General features: G+C 34.6%; 31 protein-coding genes, 1 pseudogene and 1 riboswitch. Of the genes and pseudogenes, 28 read left to right on the top strand and 4 right to left on the bottom strand.

Annotated elements, in window-relative coordinates; genetic code table 11:
- Positions 1–85: 85 nt before the first annotated feature.
- From KA828_RS10050 to fabZ, 18 genes are all read left to right on the top strand, one after another.
- A complete protein-coding gene (locus tag KA828_RS10050; protein WP_075108999.1) occupies positions 86–1,129 on the top strand; it encodes an L-threonylcarbamoyladenylate synthase in 1,044 nt (347 codons plus the stop codon).
- A complete protein-coding gene (locus KA828_RS10045; RefSeq protein WP_075109000.1) occupies positions 1,126–1,542 on the top strand; it encodes a low molecular weight protein arginine phosphatase in 417 nt (138 codons plus the stop codon). The genes KA828_RS10050 and KA828_RS10045 overlap by 4 nt, the downstream gene beginning before the upstream one ends.
- Positions 1,543–1,653: 111 nt before the next feature.
- A complete protein-coding gene (locus KA828_RS10040; RefSeq protein WP_075109001.1) occupies positions 1,654–2,178 on the top strand; it encodes a TIGR01440 family protein in 525 nt (174 codons plus the stop codon).
- Between the two features lie 27 nt (positions 2,179–2,205).
- Positions 2,206–3,444 (top strand): serine hydroxymethyltransferase, encoded by a 1,239-nt coding sequence (gene glyA / locus KA828_RS10035; protein WP_053031158.1) that lies wholly within the window; start codon positions 2,206–2,208, stop codon positions 3,442–3,444.
- A gap of 26 nt (positions 3,445–3,470) precedes the next feature.
- Positions 3,471–4,100, top strand: a complete 630-nt coding sequence (gene upp, locus KA828_RS10030) for a uracil phosphoribosyltransferase (protein ID WP_053031159.1) — start codon at positions 3,471–3,473, stop codon at positions 4,098–4,100.
- Between the two features lie 16 nt (positions 4,101–4,116).
- Entirely contained in the window at positions 4,117–5,250 is a 1,134-nt protein-coding gene (gene wecB / locus KA828_RS10025; protein ID WP_210126158.1) for a non-hydrolyzing UDP-N-acetylglucosamine 2-epimerase, read from the top strand.
- A 154-nt stretch (positions 5,251–5,404) separates the two neighbouring features.
- On the top strand, positions 5,405–5,755 hold the full coding sequence (locus KA828_RS10020; protein WP_075109003.1) for an ATP synthase subunit I: 351 nt from the start codon (positions 5,405–5,407) through the stop codon (positions 5,753–5,755).
- Between the two features lie 27 nt (positions 5,756–5,782).
- The gene (gene atpB / locus KA828_RS10015; RefSeq protein ID WP_075109004.1) at positions 5,783–6,508 is read left to right on the top strand and encodes a F0F1 ATP synthase subunit A; all 726 of its coding nucleotides are present in this window, start codon (positions 5,783–5,785) and stop codon (positions 6,506–6,508) included.
- 32 nt (positions 6,509–6,540) lie between these two features.
- Complete coding sequence (atpE, locus tag KA828_RS10010; RefSeq protein WP_011275238.1) at positions 6,541–6,753, top strand: F0F1 ATP synthase subunit C; 213 nt, start codon at positions 6,541–6,543, stop codon at positions 6,751–6,753.
- Between the two features lie 85 nt (positions 6,754–6,838).
- Positions 6,839–7,369, top strand: a complete 531-nt coding sequence (locus KA828_RS10005; RefSeq protein WP_016931216.1) for a F0F1 ATP synthase subunit B — start codon at positions 6,839–6,841, stop codon at positions 7,367–7,369.
- Positions 7,369–7,908 (top strand): F0F1 ATP synthase subunit delta, encoded by a 540-nt coding sequence (locus KA828_RS10000; protein WP_075109005.1) that lies wholly within the window; start codon positions 7,369–7,371, stop codon positions 7,906–7,908. The genes KA828_RS10005 and KA828_RS10000 overlap by 1 nt, the downstream gene beginning before the upstream one ends.
- A gap of 20 nt (positions 7,909–7,928) precedes the next feature.
- Complete coding sequence (gene atpA / locus KA828_RS09995; protein WP_210126157.1) at positions 7,929–9,437, top strand: F0F1 ATP synthase subunit alpha; 1,509 nt, start codon at positions 7,929–7,931, stop codon at positions 9,435–9,437.
- A gap of 31 nt (positions 9,438–9,468) precedes the next feature.
- Complete coding sequence (gene atpG, locus KA828_RS09990) at positions 9,469–10,335, top strand: ATP synthase F1 subunit gamma (protein ID WP_210126156.1); 867 nt, start codon at positions 9,469–9,471, stop codon at positions 10,333–10,335.
- A 21-nt stretch (positions 10,336–10,356) separates the two neighbouring features.
- Positions 10,357–11,769, top strand: a complete 1,413-nt coding sequence (gene atpD / locus KA828_RS09985; protein ID WP_053031170.1) for a F0F1 ATP synthase subunit beta — start codon at positions 10,357–10,359, stop codon at positions 11,767–11,769.
- A 20-nt stretch (positions 11,770–11,789) separates the two neighbouring features.
- Positions 11,790–12,191 (top strand): F0F1 ATP synthase subunit epsilon, encoded by a 402-nt coding sequence (locus KA828_RS09980; RefSeq protein ID WP_075109007.1) that lies wholly within the window; start codon positions 11,790–11,792, stop codon positions 12,189–12,191.
- A 127-nt stretch (positions 12,192–12,318) separates the two neighbouring features.
- Complete coding sequence (locus KA828_RS09975) at positions 12,319–12,552, top strand: DUF1146 family protein (RefSeq protein ID WP_053031174.1); 234 nt, start codon at positions 12,319–12,321, stop codon at positions 12,550–12,552.
- A 108-nt stretch (positions 12,553–12,660) separates the two neighbouring features.
- Complete coding sequence (murA, locus tag KA828_RS09970) at positions 12,661–13,926, top strand: UDP-N-acetylglucosamine 1-carboxyvinyltransferase (RefSeq protein WP_210126155.1); 1,266 nt, start codon at positions 12,661–12,663, stop codon at positions 13,924–13,926.
- A 40-nt stretch (positions 13,927–13,966) separates the two neighbouring features.
- Positions 13,967–14,404: a 3-hydroxyacyl-ACP dehydratase FabZ gene (gene fabZ, locus KA828_RS09965; protein ID WP_016931213.1), complete on the top strand. Its 438-nt coding sequence runs from the start codon at positions 13,967–13,969 to the stop codon at positions 14,402–14,404.
- A gap of 66 nt (positions 14,405–14,470) precedes the next feature.
- On the opposite strand, the gene KA828_RS09960 is transcribed toward fabZ, so the two are convergent.
- Positions 14,471–14,914 carry a YwpF-like family protein gene (locus tag KA828_RS09960; RefSeq protein WP_107630156.1) on the bottom strand — a complete coding sequence of 148 codons (444 nt, stop codon included), beginning with the start codon at positions 14,912–14,914 and terminating at the stop codon, positions 14,471–14,473.
- A gap of 187 nt (positions 14,915–15,101) precedes the next feature.
- On the opposite strand from KA828_RS09960, the gene KA828_RS09955 reads away from it, so the two are divergent.
- The 7 genes from KA828_RS09955 to yidC all read left to right on the top strand — a co-directional run bounded on the left by KA828_RS09955 (position 15,102) and on the right by yidC (position 20,908).
- Complete coding sequence (locus KA828_RS09955) at positions 15,102–15,500, top strand: single-stranded DNA-binding protein (protein WP_053031180.1); 399 nt, start codon at positions 15,102–15,104, stop codon at positions 15,498–15,500.
- Between the two features lie 343 nt (positions 15,501–15,843).
- Complete coding sequence (locus KA828_RS09950) at positions 15,844–16,551, top strand: transglycosylase family protein (RefSeq protein ID WP_210126154.1); 708 nt, start codon at positions 15,844–15,846, stop codon at positions 16,549–16,551.
- A 284-nt stretch (positions 16,552–16,835) separates the two neighbouring features.
- Positions 16,836–16,939, top strand: a riboswitch (TPP riboswitch).
- Positions 16,940–17,016: 77 nt separating this feature from the next.
- Positions 17,017–17,706, top strand: coding sequence for a thiaminase II (gene tenA, locus KA828_RS09945; protein WP_210126153.1), 690 nt, complete (start codon positions 17,017–17,019; stop codon positions 17,704–17,706).
- Positions 17,699–18,520, top strand: coding sequence for a bifunctional hydroxymethylpyrimidine kinase/phosphomethylpyrimidine kinase (gene thiD, locus KA828_RS09940; RefSeq protein ID WP_053031186.1), 822 nt, complete (start codon positions 17,699–17,701; stop codon positions 18,518–18,520). Before tenA ends, thiD begins: the two co-directional genes overlap by 8 nt.
- A complete protein-coding gene (gene thiM / locus KA828_RS09935; RefSeq protein WP_193839960.1) occupies positions 18,513–19,304 on the top strand; it encodes a hydroxyethylthiazole kinase in 792 nt (263 codons plus the stop codon). Before thiD ends, thiM begins: the two co-directional genes overlap by 8 nt.
- A 1-nt stretch (position 19,305) precedes the next feature.
- Entirely contained in the window at positions 19,306–19,944 is a 639-nt protein-coding gene (gene thiE, locus KA828_RS09930) for a thiamine phosphate synthase (RefSeq protein ID WP_210126152.1), read from the top strand.
- A gap of 88 nt (positions 19,945–20,032) precedes the next feature.
- Positions 20,033–20,908: a membrane protein insertase YidC gene (gene yidC / locus KA828_RS09925; protein ID WP_075109067.1), complete on the top strand. Its 876-nt coding sequence runs from the start codon at positions 20,033–20,035 to the stop codon at positions 20,906–20,908.
- A 74-nt stretch (positions 20,909–20,982) separates the two neighbouring features.
- On the opposite strand, the gene KA828_RS09920 is transcribed toward yidC, so the two are convergent.
- Both KA828_RS09920 and cls read right to left on the bottom strand, forming a co-directional pair.
- Positions 20,983–21,627 carry an HD domain-containing protein gene (locus tag KA828_RS09920; RefSeq protein WP_210126151.1) on the bottom strand — a complete coding sequence of 215 codons (645 nt, stop codon included), beginning with the start codon at positions 21,625–21,627 and terminating at the stop codon, positions 20,983–20,985.
- 76 nt (positions 21,628–21,703) lie between these two features.
- Positions 21,704–23,188: a cardiolipin synthase gene (gene cls, locus KA828_RS09915; protein WP_053031194.1), complete on the bottom strand. Its 1,485-nt coding sequence runs from the start codon at positions 23,186–23,188 to the stop codon at positions 21,704–21,706.
- A gap of 185 nt (positions 23,189–23,373) precedes the next feature.
- Here cls and csoR point away from each other — a divergent pair, with 185 nt between their 5' ends.
- From csoR to KA828_RS09900, 3 genes are all read left to right on the top strand, one after another.
- Positions 23,374–23,667, top strand: a complete 294-nt coding sequence (csoR, locus tag KA828_RS09910; protein WP_107630149.1) for a copper-sensing transcriptional repressor CsoR — start codon at positions 23,374–23,376, stop codon at positions 23,665–23,667.
- Between the two features lie 11 nt (positions 23,668–23,678).
- The gene (csoZ, locus tag KA828_RS09905; RefSeq protein WP_075109069.1) at positions 23,679–23,885 is read left to right on the top strand and encodes a putative copper chaperone CsoZ; all 207 of its coding nucleotides are present in this window, start codon (positions 23,679–23,681) and stop codon (positions 23,883–23,885) included.
- A gap of 107 nt (positions 23,886–23,992) precedes the next feature.
- Positions 23,993–24,130, top strand: coding sequence for an Lmo0850 family protein (locus KA828_RS09900; RefSeq protein WP_107630147.1), 138 nt, complete (start codon positions 23,993–23,995; stop codon positions 24,128–24,130).
- 79 nt (positions 24,131–24,209) lie between these two features.
- Here the strand turns inward: KA828_RS09900 and KA828_RS09895 are convergent.
- Positions 24,210–24,380, bottom strand: a pseudogene (locus KA828_RS09895) (IS5/IS1182 family transposase); the annotation flags it as partial.
- Positions 24,381–24,484: the final 104 nt, after the last annotated feature.

Below are 24,484 nucleotides of genomic sequence, written 5' to 3'. Positions count from 1 at the left end.
AAAATGATATTGTAGGCTGAGACAGTTTGATTTGTCTCAGCTTCTTTTCCTATATATGAATAAAAATGATGGAGGAGTGAGCTTGATGAAAACGAATTTATGGGATATGCGTCAATATCAAAATGCGCCATTAGATTATCCGGAATTAGACAAAATAAAGCAGATATATCAAGATGGTGGTTTAATTGCAATTCCGACAGAAACAGTATATGGGTTGGGTGCAGATGCCCGAAACCAACAAGCCGTTTCAAATATATATCAAGCCAAGGGTCGTCCTTCCGACAATCCACTAATTGTACATATTCACGACATCTCTCAAATTGATGATTTTGTGTCACACTTACCAAGTGAGGCAAAATGCTTGATGGATGAATTTTGGCCAGGTCCGATTTCATTTATTTTACCTTTAAAGCCTGGGTATCTCTGTGACAAAGTGACAGGTGGTTTGCAATCCATCGCTGTACGTATGCCAAGTCATCCCATTGGCCGTGCAATTCTCCAATATACGGATATGCCGATTGCTGCGCCAAGTGCTAATGTCAGTGGTAGACCTTCACCTACGACGTTTCAACATGTTTATTCCGATTTAAATGGGAAGATAGATGGAATCGTTAATGGAGATCAAAGTGAAGAAGGCCTAGAAAGTACTGTACTCGATTGCACACAGTTCCCATTTAGAATAGCCAGACCAGGAGCAATTACACAATCAATGATTAATGAAGTCTTGCCTGGAAGTGTTGAACATTATCATTATGATACGACAAGCAAACCGATAGCCCCTGGTATGAAATATAAGCACTATGCTCCTGAAACACCTGTAACGATGCTGACAAATCTAAGTAAACCTATTACAACTATTAAAGATTGGACGCATACCGCTTTTATTTTACCGGATAATTTAAAACACTTTGTTCCTAGTGATGCCATATTCATTTCGCTCTGTAAAGATCAGCATGATACGAAACAAGCCAATCATAATTTGTTTAAAATACTCCATGATATCGATGAAAATTCAGAAATACATGAGGCATATATTTATGCATTTGATAAAACAGATACAACAGAGGCAATTATGAACAGAATGCGTAAAGCTACAGGAAATCACTTAGTTAGAGGTGAAACATTATGAGAATAACGTTTGTATGTACTGGAAATACGTGTCGTAGTCCGATGGCAGAAAGTATTGCAAAGAAAATACTCGAAAAAGATGTTATTAATTCAAGAGGGTTATTTGCAGTAGATGGACAATCTATTTCACCTGAATCACTTAAAGTAATCGCTGAGCATGAATTGCCAGAACCTACGCGGGCCAAGCAATTTAGTAAGGCGGATTTAGAAAGCGATTTAATCTTAACAATGACTGAAATGCATAAACAACAACTTATTTATAGTTTTGGTGATAATGGTCGCATTTATCAACTTGGTGAATATGTTGGGGAATCAGGTGATATTGGCGATCCATTTGGAGGTAGTATTGAAACATACCGACAAACATTTAAAGAGCTTCAACACTTAATAAGTAAATTACAGTCAGATTCATAAAGCGAAATATTATACAATTAGTATATGTTAAGCGTTAAATAAGTTATAATAAAGAAGTATAGCTAGTTTGCTATGCTTCTTTTTAATTATGTAATTAAGGTGGAGATTTCAATGCAAGAACTTAAAACTTTGCTTGATGAACTTAAGGCGCAATCTTTTTTTAAGAAAGATGAAATTTGCGTGATAGGATGTTCGACTTCTGAAGTTATAGGACAAAAGATAGGTTCTGTAGGATCAATGGAAGTTGCAGAGGAAATCTTTAGCGCATTAGCACAAGTGAAACAAGAGACTGGTGTTTCTTTTGCATTTCAAGGCTGTGAGCATATTAACAGAGCAGTTACAATTGAACGTGAAGATTTCAATCCGCTAACGATGGAAGAAGTATCAGTTGTTCCTGATGTTCACGCAGGTGGAAGTCTTGCAACTTATGCTTATAAGCAAATGAATGATCCAATCGTAGTTGAACATATTTCAGTCCCTAAGGGTATTGATATTGGTCAAACATTAATTGGAATGCATATTAAACACGTTTGTGTACCGGTTAGAACAAGTGTCAAACAAGTTGGTGAAGCTATTGTTACGATAGCTACATCAAGACCTAAGAAAATCGGTGGTGAACGAGCTAAATACGAATAAGCTAAAAAGTGTAAAGGGGGATTTTATATGTCATATATCCAAAATCAAGATAAAGCTGTCTATGAAGCAATTCAAAATGAATATAATAGGCAAAATAACAACATTGAATTAATCGCATCTGAAAACTTTGTATCTGAAGCGGTGATGGAAGCACAGGGTTCTGTGATGACTAACAAATATGCTGAAGGCTATCCAGGTCGTCGTTACTATGGTGGTTGTGATTATGTTGACGTAACTGAAACGATTGCAATTGAAAGAGCGAAAGCATTATTTGGTGCGGAGCATGTAAATGTGCAACCCCACTCAGGGTCTCAAGCCAATATGGCAGTATATCTTGTCGCTTTAGAGATGGGTGATACTGTTTTAGGTATGAATTTGAGTCATGGTGGTCATTTAACACATGGTTCACCAGTTAATTTCAGTGGTAAATTCTACAACTTTGTAGATTATGGCGTAGATAAAGAAACTGAAAAAATTGACTATGACGTTGTGCGTCAACTAGCACATGAACACAAGCCTAAATTAATCGTTGCAGGAACTTCAGCGTATTCAAGACAACTTGATTTTAAAAAGTTTAAAGAAATCGCTGATGAAGTTGGCGCTAAATTAATGGTTGATATGGCTCATATCGCTGGTTTAGTTGCAGCAGGTTTACATCCAAATCCTGTAGAATATGCTGATTTTGTAACAACAACGACGCATAAAACTTTACGTGGCCCACGTGGTGGATTAATTCTTTGTAAAGAAGCGTATAAGAAGGATATAGATAAAACAATATTCCCTGGAATACAAGGTGGACCTTTAGAACATGTCATTGCTGCTAAAGCAGTCGCATTCGGTGAAGCACTTGAACAAGACTTTAAAACGTATCAAGAGCAAGTCATCAAAAATGCTAAAGTGCTTTCTGAAACGTTGAAAGAAGAGGGCTTTAGAATTGTGTCAGGTGGCACTGATAACCATTTAGTATCTGTAGATGTTAAAAACTCAGTAAATGTTACAGGTAAAGAAGCGGAAGCGACATTAGATTCAATTGGAATAACATGTAATAAAAATACAATTCCATTTGATCAAGAAAAAGCTTTTGTAACAAGTGGTATACGTTTAGGCACACCAGCTGCTACAACAAGAGGCTTTGATGAAGAAGCATTCAAAGAAGTTGGTCGTATTATTAGCTTAGCACTTAAACACCCTAATGATGATACAAAATTGAAAGAAGCAAGAGAAAGGGTAAGTCGTTTAACAGCTAAATATCCGCTATATGAATAATTTATAAAATTTTGGAGGCAATATAAATGAGTAAAGTACATGTATTTGATCACCCACTAATTCAACACAAATTAAGTTATATCCGTGATATGAATACGGGAACTAAAGAATTTAGAGAACTTGTTGATGAAGTCGGCATGTTAATGGCGTATGAGGTTACTAGAGATTTAGAACTTCAAGATGTTGAAATTAAAACGCCAGTAACAACTATGACTGCAAAAAGATTAGCTGGTAAAAAATTAGCAATTGTTCCAATTCTTAGAGCCGGTTTAGGGATGACAGATGGTGTATTAAGCTTAGTCCCAGCGGCACGTGTTGGTCATATTGGTTTATACCGTGATCCTAAAACATTGGAAGCAGTAGAATACTTTGCTAAACTTCCACAAGATATTGATGAGAGACAAATTATTGTGGTAGACCCAATGTTAGCTACTGGAGCATCAGCAATCGAAGCAATTAATTCGTTGAAGAAACGTGGTGCTAAAAATATTAGATTCATGTGCCTTATTGCTGCACCAGAAGGTGTTGAAAAAATGCAAGAAGCGCACGATGATGTCGATATCTATATTGCAGCATTAGACGAAAAATTAAATGATAAAGCATATATTACACCAGGTTTAGGTGATGCTGGAGACAGATTGTTCGGTACAAAATAGGTATAGGAGTTTATGTATGAGAAAGATTATGACAGTCTTTGGTACTAGACCAGAAGCAATTAAGATGGCACCTTTAGTGAAGGCACTCGAGTGTGATGCTGAGTTAGAACCAATGATTGTTGTAACTGCTCAGCATCGCGAAATGTTAGATTCGGTCTTACAAACTTTCAACATCGAGCCACATTATGATTTGAATGTCATGAAGGAAGGTCAAACGTTATCAGATATTACATCAAGAGCAATGACGCAACTTGAAGAAATTATAAAAAAAGAAAAACCGGATATGGTGCTCGTCCATGGCGATACCACTACTACATTTTCAGGTGCACTAGCTGCTTTTTATAATCAAGTACCTGTTGGTCACGTAGAAGCTGGTTTAAGAACACGACGTAAATATGCACCTTTCCCAGAAGAGATAAATAGGCAAATGGTAAGTAATTTAGCCGACCTGCATTTTGCGCCTACTAAAGGTGCAGCGAATAATTTGCTTCAAGAACAGAAAAATCCAGACACAGTAATTATTACTGGAAATACTGCTATTGATACACTTAAATTAACGGTCCAAAAGGAATATACATCAGATATAATCACAAAGCATCAAAATAAACGCATTATTCTATTAACTGTTCACCGAAGAGAAAATATTGGACAGCCAATGATTGAGATTTATAAAGCAATGCGCACTATTGTTGATGAATATGAAGATGTGGTCATTGTATCACCACTACATCTGAATCCTAAAGTAAGGTCACTAGCTTATAAGTATTTAGGTGATCATGAGCGTATTGAATTAATTGAACCATTAGACGTTGTAGACTTCCACAACTTCGTAAGTAACGCCTATTTAATCTTGACGGATTCAGGCGGTATTCAAGAAGAGGCACCTTCATTGAATAAACCTGTACTAGTGCTTAGAGATGTAACCGAGAGACCAGAAGGTGTAGCAGCGGGCACTTTGAAAATAATTGGAACGGATTTTGAAAATGTGCATCATATAACGGAAGAATTATTGGATAACGAAATAATTTATAATCAAATGTCACAAACTCAAAATCCTTATGGTGATGGTAAAGCATCTATAAGAATTTGTGAGAGTATAAAATATTATTTTGGTTTGACATCAAATTCACCAGAGCCCTTCAAATCATAAAAAAATCTAAATTGTGAACATTTTGTGACAATAAAAGAGTTAATTTTTACAACAATTTGAATAGAATTGACACACTATTTACCCTATATTATTATTAAATTTGTATGAGTGGAACGGTTTACATGGTTGTCATAAGTTAATTTGGAGGAGAAAAATGAGGCGTTTCAGCATCATATTTAAACAATTCATTCAATATTATATTTATTTTTTAATTATATTGGCTGTGTTGTATATCGTTATTCCAAATCCTTTTATTCTAGGATTAATAATAGGAACATTTGGATCTTTAATAAATACCTATATTTTCGAATTATATTTATCTCGGGCAAAGCAACCAGATAACATACATATTTCTACGGGCAATACTTGGAGGTACTTAGTCGCTATCATTGCGTGTGTAATATGGTTTTTATTTAAAGATAGTGTCAATATTATTGGGGTAATGATTGGTCTTATGTTTTCTTATGTTTTAATCATTTTACGCCCTCTACTGCTTAAGAATTAAAATTTTAATAAAGAAAGAGGTGAGTACATGGATCACAAAAACCCGCTCGTAAGTTGGAATGTATTTGGTTTTGATCTCGTTTTCAATTTAGCAAGCATCATGATGTTAGTTGTTACAGCAATCATTGTTTTTCTAATAGCTATTATTTGTACGCGTAATCTAAAGAAAAGACCATCAGGTAAACAGAATTTTATCGAATGGATCTTTGACTTTGTAAGAAGCATCATAGAGAGTAATATGGCTTGGAAAAAAGGTGGTCAGTTTCACTTCTTAGCAGTAACATTGATTTTATTTATCTTTGTTGCAAACATGTTAGGACTACCATTTGCTATAGTGACTAAAGATCATTATCTATGGTGGAAATCTCCAACAGCTGATGCAACTGTCACATTGACATTATCAACTATGATGATATTACTTACACACTATTATGGTGTGAAAATGCGTGGAACTAAAGCTTACATAGGTAATTACTTTAAACCATTCTGGCCATTAGCAATTATCAATGTTTTTGAAGAATTCTCTTCAACATTAACACTTGGTCTACGTTTATACGGTAATATATTTGCCGGTGAATTATTACTTTCTTTATTAGCCGGCTTAGTTGTAAGCAGTGCTTGGGGTTGGATTATAGGTATTCCAGGTTTAATCGTATGGCAAGGATTCTCTATCTTTGTCGGCTCAATCCAAGCATATATATTTATCATGCTTTCAATGGTTTACATGTCCCACAAAGTAGCGGACACACATTAACTTAAACAAACATTTTAGGAGGAATTATTAATATGGGTTTAATCGCAGCAGCAATTGCAATTGGTTTATCAGCACTAGGCGCAGGTATCGGTAACGGTCTTATCGTTTCAAGAACAGTAGAAGGTGTAGCTCGTCAACCAGAAGCACGTGGACAATTAATGAGTATCATGTTCATCGGTATTGGTTTAGTTGAGGCATTACCTATCATCGGTGTTGTAATCGCATTCATGACTCTTTTCCAATAAGAAAATTTCATGGCGAAGTCACTTGGATCTTCGCCGTTCGTTTTATTTAATGGCAAGTGGTGATTAATTATGAAAGGAGTGTCAAATGCCAGTGAATGCATTAACTAATTCATTCGTTTTAGGTGCAGCAGGTGGTGGTGTTGAATGGGGTACTGTCATTGTTACAGTAATCACATTTGCTATTTTATTAGCACTACTTAAGAAATTTGCTTGGGGTCCATTAAAAGAAGTAATGGACAAACGTGAACGCGACATCAATAGAGACATTGATGAAGCTGAAGAAGCAAAATTAAATGCACAAAAACTTGAAGAAGAAAATAAAAAGACACTAAAACAAACTCAAGATGAAGTTCAACGTATTTTAGAAGATGCTAGAGTTCAAGCACGTAAACAACATGAAGAAATCATTCATGAAGCAAATATTCGTGCAAACGGTATGATTGAAACTGCTCAAAGTGAAATCAATAGCGAGAAAGAACGTGCATTAGCAGATATTAACAATCAAGTGTCTGAGTTATCAGTATTGATTGCATCTAAAGTACTTCAAAAAGAAATTTCAGAACAAGATCAAAAAGAACTTGTTGATAAGTATTTAAAAGAGGCAGGCGATAAATAATGGCAAATGTAGCAAATAAATACGCTAAAGCATTATTTGACGTCGCTATCGATAAAGACAGATTAGATTTAATGTACGAAGAACTTAGTATAGTTAGTGAAGCCACAAAAAACTATGATGAAGATTTAAGAGCAATTGACTCAAATCCTAACCAACCAGCTTCTGAAAGACGCAAATTTGTTGGTATCGTTTTTGGAGATGCTAATTATTACTTAAAAAATATGCTAATGATATTAGCTAATAATCGTCATTTAGTACTGATTAATTCAATTTTTAAAGAATTTAAAAGTTTATACAATGAACATCATAATGAAGATTCAGCCATTGTTGAATCAGTTTATCAATTAAGTGACGATGAACTTAGTCGCATTAAAGACTTAATTTTAAAACAAACGAATTTATCACAAGTACATATTACTACGAAAATAAATCCTGAATTAATTGGAGGATTTAGAGTTAAAGTTGGTACTACTGTGCTAGATGGCAGTGTTAAAAAAGATTTAGAACAAATCGAACGCAAATTTAGAAGAGTAAACTAAAATAAAGAGGAGTGACATAGATGGCCATAAAAGCTGAAGAAATCAGTGCATTACTTCGCTCACAAATTGAAAATTATGAGTCTGAAATGTCTGTAACTGATGTAGGTACGGTACTCCAAATTGGTGACGGTATCGCATTAATTCACGGATTAAATGACTGTATGGCTGGTGAGCTAGTAGAGTTCTCAAATGGTGTTCTTGGTTTAGCTCAAAACCTTGAAGAATCAAATGTGGGTGTAGTTATTTTAGGACCATATACTGAAATTACTGAAGGCGACGAAGTTAGACGTACTGGACGTATTATGGAAGTTCCAGTAGGGGAAGAACTTATTGGTCGCGTTGTTAACCCATTAGGTCAACCTATTGATGGACAAGGTCCTATCAATACAACAAAAACACGTCCTGTTGAACAAAAAGCAACAGGTGTAATGGCTCGTAAATCTGTTGACGAACCACTTCAAACTGGTATTAAAGCGATTGACGCATTAGTTCCAATCGGACGTGGTCAACGTGAGTTAATTATCGGAGATAGACAAACAGGTAAAACAACAATCGGTATTGATACAATCTTAAACCAAAAAGGTTTAGATACAATTTGTATTTACGTAGCAATTGGTCAAAAAGATTCAACTGTACGTGCAAATGTAGAAAAATTACGTCAAGCTGGCGCATTAGATTACACCATTGTTGTTTCAGCTTCAGCATCTGAACCTTCACCATTACTTTATATTGCACCTTATTCTGGTGTAACTATGGGTGAGGAATTCATGTTTAATGGTAAGCATGTATTAATCGTTTATGATGATCTTACAAAACAAGCGGCAGCATACCGTGAGTTATCATTACTTTTACGTAGACCTCCAGGTCGTGAAGCTTACCCTGGTGATGTTTTCTATCTACATAGTAGATTATTAGAAAGAGCAGCCAAATTAAATGATGATTTAGGTGGCGGCTCAATTACGGCGTTACCAATTATCGAAACACAAGCAGGGGATATTTCTGCTTATGTACCAACTAACGTAATTTCAATTACAGATGGACAAATCTTCTTACAGTCTGACTTCTTCTTCTCAGGTGTAAGACCTGCGATTAATGCGGGACAATCAGTTTCACGTGTAGGTGGATCTGCTCAAATCAAAGCAATGAAGAAGGTAGCAGGAACGCTACGTTTAGACTTAGCTTCTTATAGAGAGTTAGAATCATTTGCGCAATTCGGTTCTGATTTAGATGAATTCACAGCCAGAAAACTTGAAAGAGGTAAACGTACGGTTGAAGTGTTGAAACAAGACCAAAACAAACCATTACCTGTTGAAAACCAAGTTTTAATTATATATGCCTTAACAAAAGGTTATTTAGATGATATTCCTGTTGAGGATATTACACGTTTCGAAGACGAATTAAATAGTTGGGCGAAATCAAATGGTTCTGACTTATTAAATGAAATTAGAGAAACTGGTGCCTTACCATCTGACGAAAAATTTGAAGCTACAATTAATGAATTCAAGAAAAGCTTTAGCAAATCTGAATAATTAAACTTTAAATTGAAAGGGTGGTGAGATAATGGCTTCATTAAAAGAGATAGATGGTCGTATCAAATCGACGAAAAAAATGAAACAAATTACCAAAGCAATGAACATGGTATCAAGTTCAAAATTACGTCGAGCTGAAAAAAACACAAAGCAATTTGAACCCTATATGGAAAAAATGCAGGATGCGATTACTGCAATTGCAGGAGCGAGTAAACACTCTAGTCATCCTATGTTAAGACCTAGACAAGTTCAACGTAGTGGTTACTTAGTAATTACTAGTGACAAAGGCTTAGCAGGTGCATACAGTTCAAATGTCTTAAAACAACTGATTAATGATATTAGTGAAAAACATTCTAGTAGTGATGAATATAGCATTATTGTATTAGGTCAATCTGGTGTTGATTTCCTTAAAAATAGAGGTTATGAAATTGAGAATTCACTTGTTGATGTTCCCGATCAACCTTCATTCAAATCAATACAAGCAATTGCGAAACATGCGATTGACTTATTTAGTGAAGAACATATTGATGAATTAAAAATTTATTATAGTCATTATGTTAGTGTTCTTGAAAATAAACCAACGACTAAACAAGTTTTACCATTATCTCGAGAAGATTCTAGCCAAGGTCAAGGTCAAATGTCTTCTTATGAATTTGAACCGGATAAAGAATCTATCCTAAGTGTTATTCTTCCTCAATATGTTGAAAGTTTAATTTATGGAACGATTTTAGATGCTAAGGCTAGTGAACATGCAGCGAGAATGACTGCAATGAAAAATGCTTCTGATAATGCGACTGAACTTATTGATGACTTATCATTACAATATAATAGAGCGAGACAAGCTGAAATCACACAACAAATTACTGAAATTGTTGGTGGTTCCGCAGCACTTGAATAATATTTTAAAGGAGGAAACAACATGGGTAATGGCCGTGTAACTCAGGTTATGGGTCCTGTTATTGACGTTCGTTTTGAACATAATGAAGTACCTGAAATTAATAACGCCTTAATCATTGAAGTTCCTAAAGAAGATGGTACTTTTGAATTAACACTTGAAGTTGCATTACAACTAGGTGATGACGTTGTTCGTACAATCGCTATGGATTCAACAGATGGTGTTCAACGAGGCATGGAAGTTCAAAACACTGGACAAGATATTTCAGTGCCAGTTGGTGAAGTAACGCTAGGTCGTGTATTTAACGTCTTAGGTGATACAATTGATTTAGAAGATAAATTAGATAGTTCAGTGAGACGTGATCCAATTCATAGACAATCACCTAATTTTGATGAATTATCTACTGAAGTGGAAATTCTTGAAACTGGAATTAAAGTTGTAGACTTACTAGCACCTTATATTAAAGGTGGTAAAATCGGACTATTCGGTGGTGCCGGAGTTGGTAAAACCGTATTAATTCAAGAATTAATTAATAACATCGCACAAGAACATGGTGGTATCTCTGTATTCGCTGGTGTAGGTGAACGTACACGTGAAGGTAATGACCTTTACTATGAAATGAGAGATAGTGGTGTTATCAAGAAAACAGCGATGGTATTCGGTCAAATGAACGAGCCACCTGGTGCGCGTATGCGTGTAGCTTTATCTGCATTAACAATGGCTGAGTACTTCCGTGATGAACAAGGACAAGACGTTCTTTTATTCATCGATAACATTTTCAGATTTACTCAAGCAGGTTCTGAAGTATCAGCTTTATTAGGACGTATGCCTTCTGCCGTAGGTTATCAACCTACATTAGCTACAGAAATGGGTCAATTACAAGAACGTATTACATCAACGAATAAAGGTTCTGTAACATCAATCCAAGCCGTATTCGTACCAGCCGATGACTATACTGACCCAGCGCCAGCAACTGCATTCGCTCACTTAGATGCGACAACTAACCTTGAACGTAAATTAACAGAAATGGGTATCTATCCAGCTGTGGATCCATTAGCGTCTACATCAAGAGCGTTAGAACCAGCAATTGTTGGTCAAGAGCACTATGAAGTGGCACGTGATGTTCAATCAACACTTCAAAAATATAGAGAATTGCAAGATATTATCGCAATTTTAGGTATGGATGAGTTATCAGAAGAAGATAAACTTACAGTAGAACGTGCACGTAGAATTCAATTCTTCTTATCACAAAACTTCCACGTTGCAGAACAATTTACTGGTCAAAAAGGTTCATATGTACCTGTTAAAACGACAGTAGCTGATTTCAAAGCGATTTTAGATGGTAAATACGACCATATTCCTGAAGATGCTTTCCGTTTAGTTGGTAGTATGGAAGATGTAATTGCCAAAGCAAAAGATATGGGTGTTGAAGTCTAAACAATTAGGAGGTATAGATAATGAGTACAGTTAATCTTGATATTGTCACTCCTAATGGTTCAGTCTACGAAAAAGATGACGTTGAACTAGTTGTTTTTCAAACAACAGCTGGTGAAATGGGTGTCATGAGTGGGCATATTCCGACAGTTGCCGCATTAAAAACAGGCCATGTTAAAGTGAACTTTAGAAATGGTACTGAATATATAGCTGTTAGTGGTGGCTTTGTTGAAATTAGACAACATAAAGTATCTGTCATTGTTCAAACAGCTGAAACTGCCAGTGAGATAGATGTTGAACGAGCTAAATTAGCACGTCAAAGAGCACAATCTCATTTGGACGATCAGGATAACAGTGATATAAACAGAGCTAAACGAGCGTTGGCTAGAGCTGAAAACCGCTTACGCGTAGCACAATTAAAATAATTAAAAAGGTTTGAAAACTAAATTTAGTTTTCAAACCTTTTTTGTGTTCTATGATAGTCAAGTTTAGTATCATTCTGTGCATTTTTAATGTACAATATAGTACAGAAATCTAAAAGGAGAGAAAGTCATGGATTATATTGGACAGTTTGCGATCATACACTTGGTTTTACATGTTTTGTGTATATGTATAGCTTATTGGGCCTTAAACTCTCTCAAATTAGATCAATTTTTTAAAAAAGGTTACGCTACTCAAGTACAAGTTTGTCTAATGTTTTTAGCCATCTTATTGGGTACAGCCGTAAGCAATTTTTTAATTGATTTATTACAATTCTCAACTCAAGTGAAATTTTTATTTCAATAATGAGATTATTGTAAATTCTTTTTAAAAATAGATATAATAAATAAATAAATAATTGATTGAAAATCGGGAAATGAAGATAGTAATAGGAGTTTAAAGTGGAGGATTAATATGGATAAAATAGTAATTGAAGGTGGCAATCGCCTAACTGGAGAAGTTAAAGTTGAAGGAGCTAAAAATGCAGTATTACCAATATTGACTGCATCACTATTAGCTTCAGAAGGAAAAAGTAAACTTGTTAATGTACCAGATTTAAGCGATGTAGTAACGATAAACAATGTATTATCGACTTTAAATGCTAAAGTTGAATATAATAAAGAAGAAGGTGCAGTTACAGTAGATGCATCTACGACTTTAAAAGAAGAAGCCCCTTATGAATATGTTAGTAAAATGCGAGCAAGCATCTTAGTTATGGGTCCTTTGTTAGCACGTTTAGGTCATGCTATCGTTGCATTACCAGGTGGTTGTGCAATCGGCGCTCGTCCAATAGAGCAACATATTAAAGGGTTTGAGGCATTAGGTGCAGACATACATCTAGAGAATGGGAATATTTACGCTAGCACAAAAGACGGCTTGAAAGGTACAGACATTCATTTAGATTTCCCAAGTGTCGGTGCAACACAAAATATCATTATGGCAGCTTCACTTGCTAAAGGTAAAACAGTGATTGAAAATGTTGCTAAAGAGCCTGAAATTGTTGATTTAGCAAATTATATTAATGAAATGGGTGGCAAAGTAACCGGAGCAGGTACTGATACCATTACGATTCATGGTGTTGATAAGTTGAAAGGTGTAGAACATTCAATCATTCCTGACAGAATTGAAGCAGGTACATTAATCGTAGCAGCTGCTATTACGCGTGGTGATGTATTTGTTAGAGACGCAGTAAAAGAACATATGTCGAGTCTAATTTATAAACTTGAAGAAATGGGCGTTAATTTAGATTTCCAAGAAGATGGCGTTCGTGTTACGGCAGAGGGTGAACTTAAACCAGTTGATGTCAAAACACTTCCACACCCTGGGTTCCCAACAGATATGCAATCACAAATGATGGCGTTATTATTAACTGCTGAAGGACATAAAGTCATTACGGAAACTGTCTTTGAAAATAGATTCATGCATGTTGCAGAATTTAAGCGTATGAATGCAAATATTACTGTAGAAGGTAGAAGTGCTAAAATTCAAGGTAAGAGTCAATTGCAAGGTGCTCAAGTTAAAGCAACAGATTTAAGAGCAGCGGCAGCATTAATTTTAGCTGGCTTAGTAGCTGATGGTACAACTCAGGTTACAGAATTAAAACATTTAGACCGCGGTTATGTTAATTTCCATGAGAAATTAAAGTCATTAGGTGCTAATATTGAACGAGTAAATGATTAATCGTATACTCACTTTATAATACTTCTGGAGGACATACATTATGGAAACAATTTTCGATTATAATCAAATTAAGCAAATTATCCCACATAGACAACCATTTTTACTTATTGATCGTGTAGTTGAATACGAAGAGGGCAAGAGATGTGTTGGACTAAAACAAGTATCTGGTAATGAACCATTTTTCCAAGGGCACTTCCCAGATTATGCTGTTATGCCTGGTGTATTAATTACTGAAGCATTAGCACAAACAGGTGCTGTTGCTATGCTTAACAGCGAAGAGAATAAAGGAAAAATTGCATTGTTTGCTGGAATTGATAAATGTAGATTTAAAAAACAAGTAACGCCTGGTGATACGCTAATGTTAGAGGTAGAAATTACTAAAATCAAAGGTCCAATCGGAAAAGGTACAGCAAAGGCTACGGTAGATGGCCAACTCGCTTGTAGTTGTGAATTAACTTTCGCTATCCAAGATGCTTAAACCAAAACATGCTTTTATAATCAATATAAATAGGAGTGGAACATTGAATTGTGTTCCACTCCTATTTTATTCTCTTTCAAATTTTTCTTCTTTTAGTTTAGGTTTAGATTGCATCATACGATTAAATGTTACTTTTAATTCCTCACCTGACAGTCCTTCATCAACTAATTGTTCTAATAAACTCTCTGCATAAACTTGTCGTAAGGTGTAAATATGACAATCTAATACAATTGACATTGTTGTTTCGAATTCAGAAATACTTTTGATTGTAGCATCAAAAAGTGCAGGATCATTCGAAGGGCGTGTTATCACGACTCTAATATCTAATAGTGTTTGATCATCATAATATTTTTTCATTGTTTCATAGTGCGCATTTGAAATGACAACCTCTAGAAGCCAACCAGTACCACTATTTTCTTTATTGATGATTACACCATCTTCTAGCTCAAATTCAGTTATACCTCCATTTTCATTAACAATTTGAAAACGTACAGCTTTAAATGTCTTCACTTCATCACATCCCCAAAAAAATTAAAATTATGCAAAAAATGAAATTATCAATAATCTAATATGAGTTTTACAATTATTTTCTTTAAATATATCAAACTTTGAGTATTAATAGGAATAAAAATCTTAAAAATAGAATTTTGACGCCATAGTTATAAATGAATACTATAGTTGTAGAAGGAGGTGACACATGCTAAACAAGATTGTGATAGTAGGTCGGTTGACCAAAAAGGCACAAATATTTGAGAAAGAGGAGGTGAAGATAGCCACGTTCTGTGTTGCAACAGAACGTAATTATAAAGATGACAACAATGAAATAGCTTGTGATTATATATTTTGTAAAGCTTTTGGTAAAACAGCTACCAATATTGAATTGTATACTGATCAAGGCGCTTTAGTAGGTATTACTGGTCAAATGAGATCACGTAAATACGATAAAGAGGGCCAAACGCACTTTGTGACTGAATTATATGTTGAAACAATTAAATTTATGTCCCCCAAATCCAAAAATAATGATATTCTCCCTGACACCTCATTCAATGAAGACACTTATTCATACGATCACCTAGAAGTGATTGATATAAACTAATGTTCTATTAACTCCATCCCTATTTACTATAAATAACTTCTTTAATTATACTCATGGCCTCTCTTATATTATCAATTTTATAAGAGAGGTTCTTAAATTTTTAATATAATTATCTGAAAGATTTCATTAGTATTACAAGAGATACTTATACATATCGCTACTCAAAACCGTCATGAAAGTCCATAACTAAAAAATAGGGTTACAGTACGTTTGTAATTTGGATGTAAAAAAGTACTGGCTTTTTTTATTTCACTGTAACCTACTATGGTTTTATGGATGTTAAAGTGTTACTTGTAAAATTTATTATTAAGACACAAACAAATCTAGGAGGATATATATAATTATGAAAAAGACAATTATTGCTTCATCATTAGCAGTAGGTTTAGGAGTAGTTGCTGGCAACGCTGGACACGCAGATGCGAGCGAAGCTCAAGTAAATAAAGCTGAATTAGCACAATTAGCACAATCAAATGATCAATCATTAAATAATAGCCCTATCCAAGAAGGTGCATATAACGTAACATTTGATTATGAAGGTTTCACTTATCATTTCGAATCAGATGGTACTAACTGGAGTTGGAACTATGCACAAACAGGCTTAGTTTCACCACAACAAGATGTTAGTGAACAAGCATCAGCTGCTACTAACCAAACTTCAGCTGAACAAGTAGCTTCTTCACAACAATCTAGTCAAGCTCAACCAACACAAGTACAACAAGCACCACAAACTCAACAAACACAACAACCACAAACTGAAGCTACAACTTCTAACTCAAGTGCTTCAAGTAACACTGCTTCAAGTGGTTCTTCTGTAAATGTAAACAGTCATTTACAACAAATTGCACAACGTGAATCAGGTGGCGACATTACTGCTATTAATCCAAGTTCAGGTGCAGCAGGTAAATATCAATTCTTACAATCAACTTGGGATTCAGTAGCACCTGCTCAATATAAAGGTGTATCACCAGCACAAGCACCAGAACACGTTCAAGATGCTGCTGCTGTTAAATTATATAATACTGCAGGTCCATCACAATGGGTAACTGCTTAATTTAGCAATATAATAATATTAATTGAGTAGGCTGGGACATAATAAAGTGTCTCAGCCTGCTTTTTCATTTTGACAATAGATGACTGATTTGAAAATACGCTTAAATCAAGCTTTTTTAGCACTAGTTATCCTTGCGGGCGGGGCCCCAACAAAGAGACTTTCACTAATAAATGCTACAAGCAAAGTAAGCTAGGGAGAACAATGAGTTTATTTTATTTCTGTCCTCTCCCTTTCTGTTTTATTTGATAAATCCTAATCAATTTGATATCGTTAAATTAATAAGATAATGCTACTAGGGGAGCCATTGCTAATGGCTGAGATGATTAAATTCAGACCCTTATAACCTGATTTGGTTAATGCCAACGTAGGAAAGTAGTAATGTATATGTTATGTTCTCTTTATTGAATGATAGCTACATTTCTACGTTGAAATGTAGCATTTTTTAATTTTAAGGAGGATATGACTATGACATTTTCAACTGAGATTAAAGAGGCTTCACAACCTATTATTGAAGATATCTATAATGATGGGTTTATTCAAGACCTTTTAAAAGGGAAGTTAGACGCTCAAGCAGTACGTCAATATTTAAGAGCGGATGCATCATATTTAAAGGAATTTACAAATTTATATGCACTTCTTATCCCAAAAGCACCAACAATGAAAGATGTTAAATTTTTAGTTGAACAAATTGAATTTATGCTAGATGGTGAAGTTGAGGCACATGAAATTTTAGCAGATTACATTAATGAACCTTATGAAGAAATTGTTAAAGAAAAAGTATGGCCTCCAAGCGGTGATCATTACATTAAACATATGTATTATCATGCCTATGCACATGAGAATGCGGCGTATACAATAGCTGCAATGGCACCATGCCCTTATGTATATGAAGTTGTAGCTAAAATGGCATTAGAGGATCAAAATCTAAATAGAGATTCTGTAACTGCAAAATGGTTTGATTTCTATAGTACAGAAATGCGTCCATTAATAGTAGTATTTGATAATTTATTAGATGAATTAACAGCAAATTGTACAGAACAAGAAAAGCATGATATTAAAGAAAGTTTCTTACAAAGTACGATTCACGAACGTAATTTCTTTAATATGGCTTATACTAACGAACAATGGAACTTCGGAGGCGACAAAAATGCATAAACCTAAAATCGCTTTAACAATCGCGGGAACTGATCCATCAGGTGGCGCTGGTGTAATGGCCGATTTAAAATCATTTCATGCCTGTGGTGTCTACGGCATGGCAGCTATTACAAGTATCGTTGCGCAAAATACTAAAGGGGTACAACATATCCATAATCTTGAGACAAGTTGGGTTCAAGAACAATTAGATAGCGTCTTCAATGACGAATTACCACATGCTATTAAAACAGGTATGATTGCGACTCATGAAACAATGGCGTTAATTCAACATTATTTGAGACAACATTCAGATATTCCATACGTCATCGATCCAGTCATGTTAGCTAAGAGTGGCGATTCGTTAATGGATGATGAAACCAAGAAACATTTACAGAATACATTACTACCTTTAGCAGATGTCGTCACGCCTAATATTCCTGAAGCAGAGGAAATAACAGGCATTAAAATAGACACGGAAGAAAATATTCGTAAAGCAGGCAATATCTTTATTAATGAAATAGGCAGTAAAGGCGTTGTCATAAAAGGTGGACACTCTGCTGATTTAAACAATGCTAAAGACTTCTTATTTACTAAGGATGATGTGTATACCTTTGAAGATCAACGCTTTGACACTAAACATACGCACGGAACTGGATGTACATTCTCAGCGGTGATTACTGCAGAACTGGCTAAAGGTAAATCTATCTATGAAGCGGTTAAAAAAGCGAAGAAATTTATTTCATTGAGTATTCAATATACGCCAGAAATTGGTCAAGGTAGAGGACCGGTAAACCATTTTGCATATATGAAGAAGGTTGGATTAGATGATGAATAATTTGGAACGTTTAAGACAAGAGAATCCTTTAGTTGTCTGTTATACAAATGATGTCGTGAAAAACTTTACGGCAAATGGATTACTTAGCATTGGTGCTAGTCCAGCAATGAGTGAAGCACCTGAAGAAGCGGAAGAATTTTATAAAGTTGCAGGGGCGTTACTTATTAATATTGGTACGATGACTAAGGCAAATGAACAAGACATTTTGGAAATAGGTAAAATAGCGAATCAACAAGGAACACCCATTGTATTTGATCCAGTAGCAGTTGGTGCTTCTTCGTATCGCAAAGCATTTTGCCAAAAATTCTTATCAGAAGTGAAAGTATCAGTTATTAAAGGTAATGCTTCTGAAATTTTAACGTTAGTAGATGCAACAACAACGATGAAAGGTACGGATGGTGAAACTGACTTAGACGTTGTTGAAATAGCTAAGCGTGCCCATGAGAAATTGAATACAGCCATCGTGTTAACTGGTAAAGAAGATGTTATTGTCCAAAATAATAAAGTGGTGAAGTTATCTAATGGGTCACCATTATTAGCCAAGATTACTGGTGCTGGATGCTTACTTGGGGGCATTGTAGCAAGTTTCTTATTTAGAGAAGAAACGCCATCTCTACAAGTGTTAGAAGAAGCGGTTAGCATCTATAATATTGCTGCTGAACGCGCTGAACAAGATCAACAAGTAAATGGACCAGGTACATTTTTATCTAAATTATTAGATCAGATGTATGTCATTGATTTTAATACCTACCAACAACAAGTCAAAAGACAAGAGGTGGAGTAAAATGTTTAATCCATCACGATTAAATGTTTATTTTATTTGCGGTACGCAAGATATTCCAGAGGGAAAAGATATTAGAGAAATAGTGAAGCATGCCTTAAATGCCGGTATCACGCTTTTTCAATTTCGTGAAAAAGGACCCACGTCATTAGACGGTGCTGATAAAGAAAATTTAGCAATTGAGTTATTAAATTTATGTCATGACTATCATGTACCGTTTATTGTAAATGACGATGTTGATTTAGCTGAAAAAATAAATGCAGACGGTATTCATGTAGGGCAAGATGATGAAAATGTGAAGTCATTTGCTAAGCGGTTCGAAAATAAAATCATAGGACTTAGCATTGGCAACGAGGAAGAATATAATCAATCCGATTTAGATCATGTTGATTATATTGGTGTTGGACCGATGTTTGCAACAATTTCTAAAAATGATGCGAGTGCACCAGTAGGTCCCGCTATGATTGCCACATTAAAAAAGATCAATCCTTCGTTACCTATGGTAGCAATTGGAGGTATAACAGAAGACAATATTGAACCTATTGCTCAAAATGGTGCAGACGGTGTTTCAGTTATTTCGGCGATTGCACGTAGTCATAATATTGACAAGACTGTTACTAAAATGAAAAATTATTTCAAATAAATAAGAAAATTTTTCTTTTTTTGTTTTCTAGTACACGGTTACTATGATAAAATAATCCCTATGTGAATATATCAATAGAGGTGTAAAAATGAAGAAGAAAGCGTTACTACCTTTGTTATTAGGGGTAATGGTCTTTTTAGCCGGGTGTGATTATTCAAAATCTAGTAATAGAGATGGATTTTTCTATAATACATTCGTAGAACCAATGGCTAGAGTTTTACATTGGTTAGGCCATTCAGTATTTAATGATGATTACGGTATTGCAATTATCGTATTAGTTTTAGTAATTCGTGTTATCTTGTTACCATTCATGTTATCAAACTATAAAAATAGTCATATGATGCGTGAAAAAATGAAAGTTGCTAAGCCAGAAGTTGATGGTGTGCAAGAAAAAGTTAAACGTGCACGAACTCAAGAAGAGAAAATGGCAGCAAACCAAGAAATGATGGAAGTTTATAAGAAATACGATATTAATCCAATGAAGAGTGCATTAGGCTGTTTACCAGTATTAATTCAAATGCCAGTTGTTATGGGATTATACTTCGTATTACGTTACCGTATTGGTGGCGGAATTGCAGAACATCCACACTTCTTATGGTTCAATTTAGTTCATCCTGATATTTGGATTACTATTATTGCCGGTGTGCTTTACTTTATCCAAGCTTGGGTATCAAGTAAACAAATGCCTCAAGAACAACGTCAAATGACTTACATGATGATGATTGTATCACCAATTATGATCATCTGGATTTCATTAAGTTCGGCATCAGCTTTAGGTCTATATTGGTCTGTCAGTGCGGCATTCTTAATTGTCCAAACTTACTTCGCCAATATGTACTATGAAAAAGTTGCTCAAAGAGAAGTTGCGCCAATGATTGAAAAATTTGAGGAAAATAATGGTAACTCAAATAAAAAAGGTAAAAACACTCAAGTTGTTTCTAAGAATAATAAAAAGAAAAAGTAAATAGCTTAATCAATGCTATATTATAGAAAAGGTCGATACCCTGGAAAGAGGTATCGACCTTTTTGTTATAGCATTCAATCAATATGCCATTCTTTATAAAATTGTGTTAAAAACTGCTCCATAAAAGCATGTCTTTCTTCAGCCAGTTGTCTACCAGTTTTAGTAAGCATTAATGCTTTTAATTTTAACAACTTATCATAAAAATGGCGTATAGCAGAAGGGGGCAAATTTGGAATGCTATCTGTATTTGGTGGTCCACTATGTGGCGATTCGGTCCACATAGGTTCATTAAAATGGCCTGCAAATTGAAAAGTTCTTGCAATACCAATTGCACCAATAGCATCCAATCGGTCAGCATCCCTTACAATTTGTCCTTCTATTGAAAGAGCTACCTCATTATTGCGCCCTTTTCTATAACTCATATGTTCGATAATATAAATAATTGATTGTTGCTGCGTAGGTGTCACTTCAATATGTTCTAAAAATGTTTTAAGTTGATTTAATGCAATTGCTTTATCTGTTAATTTATCATCGATGACATCATGTAGTAAGGCAGATAATGTGATAATTAAGTAGTCACCCTGTTGTTCGTTTTTAGCAATGATTTGCGCTAACGACGTTACACGTTCCACATGCGCAATATCGTGACCAGAATAATCGCTTATATGAAACTCTTTCATATAATTATACGCTAACTTTATTTGCTGTTGTACATTCATGTTACGCTCCTTATTAAATTAACTTGTACGTATTTACAGTAATAATTGTTAATAGGATGACAACTATTAAAGACATTTATAAAATAGGTGAAAGTAATTGAGATATGCCTTCTTTGAATTTAATCCATAAACTTCGTTTATTATATAATTCCTCAGTAAGTTGATAAGAGACTTTCATATCCTGAATAAATGCTTCTTTCAATTGAGTTGCAATCGTCTCATCATAAACAAATGCATTCACTTCGAAATTTAGTGTGAAACTACGATTATCCATATTGGCTGTGCCTACTGATGCGATTTCATCATCAATAATTAAAGTTTTAGAATGTAAGAACCCATTATCATAATGATAAATTTTAACGCCAGCTGATAGTAGAGAAGCTGCATTTTTCAATGTAGCCCAATAAACGAAAGGATGATCCGGTTTATTAGGTATCATGATATTGACTTCCACACCACCTAAGGCTGCTATTTTAATTGCATCGATAAATGCTTGATCAGGTATAAAATAAGGTGATTGAATGTATATAGAATGTTTTGCGGAAGATATCATTTTTAAGTAACCATATTTGATTTGTTCCCAATCTTCATCAGGACCACTTGACGCAATTTGTACGCCAATTGTTCCACCTGAGTCTACATCTGGAAAATAGCTATCTTTATATTCGATTGAATCACGATTGGATTGTGAATTCCAATCCAATATAAATCTAAGTTGCAGTGCGTTAACAGAATCGCCCTCTAATCTTAAGTGGGTGTCTCGCCAATAGCCAAACTTTTTATCTTTACCCAAATATTCATCACCGACATTGAACCCTCCTACATAACCAATTTTGCCATCAATAATAACGATTTTTCTATGGTTTCGGTTATTCATACGGAGATTGATGAGGGGAAGTTTAGAGGGAAAGAACGATTCCACATGTCCACCTTTTTGGCGAAAATGTTTTAAATCTTTTTTTCTTAAAGTTCTTGAACCCATATCATCGTATAACATTTTAACTTCTAAGCCTTCATCAAGTTTATCCTCAAGTGCTGAGAGAATTTGACGGCCTAGTCCATCACTTTTAAAAATGTAGTACTGAATATGTATATAGTCTTGTGCATTTTTAATATCATTAAGTAATGCATCAAATTTAGCATGACCATCCGTATATATTTTGATGCGATTATCTGTCGTTAAGAACGCAGCATTGTTAAAAAGTAACATGCGTACCATTTCTTTAAACTTAACAATTTGATGATTACCTTTTGAGAAATCGTCACTTTCTAATGCTTCAATTTGTTCATCCACAATCATAGCAAGGCCTTTGCGGTCTTCTTTTTTCAATTTGAAAATGCGATTGCGCTGAATTTGGCGTCCTAATAGTAAATACAATATAAATCCAATGATTGGTAAAAATACTAAAACGAGGAGCCAAGCCCATATAGAGCCAGCACTGCGACGTTCCATAAAGATAATAACAAATGCAAAAATTAAGTTTAATATAAAGGCAGCAATTAATATGATATTAATAATCAATGAGGAATGCGTGAAAGACATTGAATATATTTCTACCATAGTACGCCTCCTGTTCAATATTTTAATTCTTGCAATAATAAGACAAGTTTTTACTTTCTTAACGTTAATTGTATCATGGCATTTACCAAATAGCATGACCCTTTTTCATGAAATAAGTTACAGTGTTTGACGAATAGTAAGGTAAATTATACGATATGATAGTACGTATAGAAAGGGTGACGACCTTGGAAAATCATGATAATGCACATCATTCTGATCAAATTAAATTAAATTTAAAATCGAGACTTAATCGTATTGAAGGGCAAGTTAGAGCAATCAATCGCATGATTGAAGAAGATGTCTACTGTGATGACGTGTTAACCCAAATTAGAGCTACAAGATCTGCTTTGAATAGTGTTGCCACTAAATTGTTAGATCATCACATGAAAAGCTGCATTATGGATAAAGTGAATAATGGGGCTCAAGAAGAAGCGATGGAAGAACTATTAGTAACGTTTCAGAAATTAATGAAAGATTAGGAGTAAATGAAATGAATTATAGTGAGATTAAATTGAGTGGTTTGCAAACGGAAGAGCAAGCCAATGCACTTCATCATAGACTAGAAGATATGATTGGTGTAAGTAAAGTAAGTGTTGAGCTAGATAAACAATTGGTCACAATATCTTATGAAACACCAACGAATTTAAATAGTATTGAAAAAGAAATTTATGATGATGGATTTAAGGTTTTAGGCTAATAAATGAAATTAATTTTATAAAATGTCAATTTTATGTTGAATTCATGTAGTAAAACATTGTTAATTGGGGTAGTATAACCTTGAAGTCATAAAACGAGGTGAAAGCCATGAGTCAATCGGATAAATTACAAAATGTTGTTAAACTATTATCATCACTAGGTGTAAATATTAAAAAAACTAAATCTCGTTTGGACATAATGAATACATTGCCAGCAACTACGCCTGTGCGTCAAGAACTTAAATAGTTTGCTAGCAATCAATAAAAATGTAGCGGCCGGGACATAAAGTTCTTGGATAAGTGAATAAAGACAATTTCTATTGAAATAATTTTGGATGATATGATGTCGCATCACGGTGATGTCTGAATTCGTCGAATTCATTGTCAGGAATTGTTTCAACAATATCATTTACATGTCGTGAAATATCATTTGTGGGGATAAGAACTGAAGTTTCCATTAGTAGAGTAAGTTGAGTCATGTTATAATTTTTATACATAATGCACCTCGATAATTAAGTTTAGTGATGATTATTAAATTATACGAAAGTGCTTTATTTTTTTAAAGTATTACAAACTAAAATAACATATAAATACAAAGAAT

Origin of the sequence: Staphylococcus sp. GDY8P85P (assembly GCF_017892405.1) — a bacterium.
Taxonomy (GTDB): Bacteria; Bacillota; Bacilli; order Staphylococcales; family Staphylococcaceae; genus Staphylococcus; species Staphylococcus borealis.
This window is presented reverse-complemented; position numbering and strand designations above follow the sequence as displayed.